The organism is Komagataeibacter xylinus NBRC 15237 (assembly GCF_001571345.1).
Lineage (GTDB): Bacteria > Pseudomonadota > Alphaproteobacteria > Acetobacterales > Acetobacteraceae > Komagataeibacter > Komagataeibacter xylinus.
In genome coordinates, this window is record NZ_BCTP01000124.1 from 1 (window position 1) to 1339 (window position 1339).

The window sequence follows — 1339 nt, forward strand, 5'->3', positions numbered from 1 at the left end:
TTTGTAGGCAAGAGCTACGCCCTGCCACGAAATTCCCCGACGCATCCCGAAGAACCACTACTATCCTATTATTTTAATTGAATAAGTCGTTCATTTTGGCTCTTCTGTCTACGCTTACTCACGCTGACGTTTCAATCCCATTTGCATCCTATACGCATCCTGTGGAGGCAGCCATGCCCCGGATATCAAAGCGCATAATCGCCACCCTCCAGCCTGCTGAGAAGGACTACATCGTCTGGGACGATCAGGTCGCCGGCTTCGCCCTGCGGGTCTGGCCTTCGGGTCGGATGAGCTACGTGGTTCATTATCGAGCCAATGGCCGGTTCCGACGTTATACGATCGGCCATCATGGTCCCTGGACGGCAGACAAAGCACGCGATGAAGCGATTAAAATCCTCGCTCGTGTGAAAGACGGCAACGACCCAAACACCGAACGCGGCGAAGAGCGGACCTCCCCCACAATCAGTCAGTTCTGCAAGACTTTCATTGAACGGCATGTAAAGACGCATCTGAAATCAACCACACAAGCCGAATATCAACGCGCGATTGACCTGTTCATTATAAAAAAAATTGGCAGCCGGATGGTGGCCACCCTGACCCACTCGGATGTGGTCGCATTCCACCACGCCTATCGCCATATCCCGTATCAGGCGAACCGGACTCTGGGTGTGCTGTCGAAAATGTTCTCTCTGGCAATCCTCTGGGGTGTGCGGACAGACAACGTCAATCCATGCAGGGGCGTGAAACGCTATAAGGAGCAGAAGCGCGAGCGCTACCTCACAACAGAAGAACATCAGCGTCTTGGCAAAGCACTCGACGACGGCCGTTCCGCAATGCCGGAAGCCGTCAACGCGTTCCAACTCCTGCTTTTAACCGGTTGCCGCCTGCGGGAAATCCAACGTCTGAAATGGGAATATGTTTTTCTGGACGAAGGGATAATCAGATTACCTGACAGCAAAAATGGTGCCCGCACGGTTCAGTTGGGCGAGAGTGCGATCGGCTTGCTTGGAGACATCACGCGGGTTGAGGGCAATCCCTATGTCATCACGGGACGGAAAGACGGTGGTCACCTGACCGATCTGGAGAAGCCGTGGCGGCGCATCCGAAAGGAAGCCGGGCTGCATGATGTCCGCATTCACGATCTCCGCCATTCCTTTGCATCCGATGCGCTGGAACTCGGCGAGGATCTGGTCATGATCGGGAAACTGCTGGGTCATCGCGATCTCAAATCGACCGCACGTTATGCTCACCTCAAGAAAGAACCAATCCAGCGTGCAGTCAAAGGGATCGATTTGAAAATTTTTACGGCACTTGTTTCAGGAGGCAGCGAGAGCAACAT

At 53.8% G+C, this 1339-nt stretch carries 1 protein-coding gene; it reads left to right on the forward strand.

The genetic code is table 11. The features are described 5' to 3' along the window. Positions 1–173: 173 nt before the first annotated feature. A partial coding sequence (locus GXY01S_RS16685; protein ID WP_061276889.1) for a site-specific integrase occupies positions 174–1339 on the forward strand: 1166 nt, incomplete at its 3' end.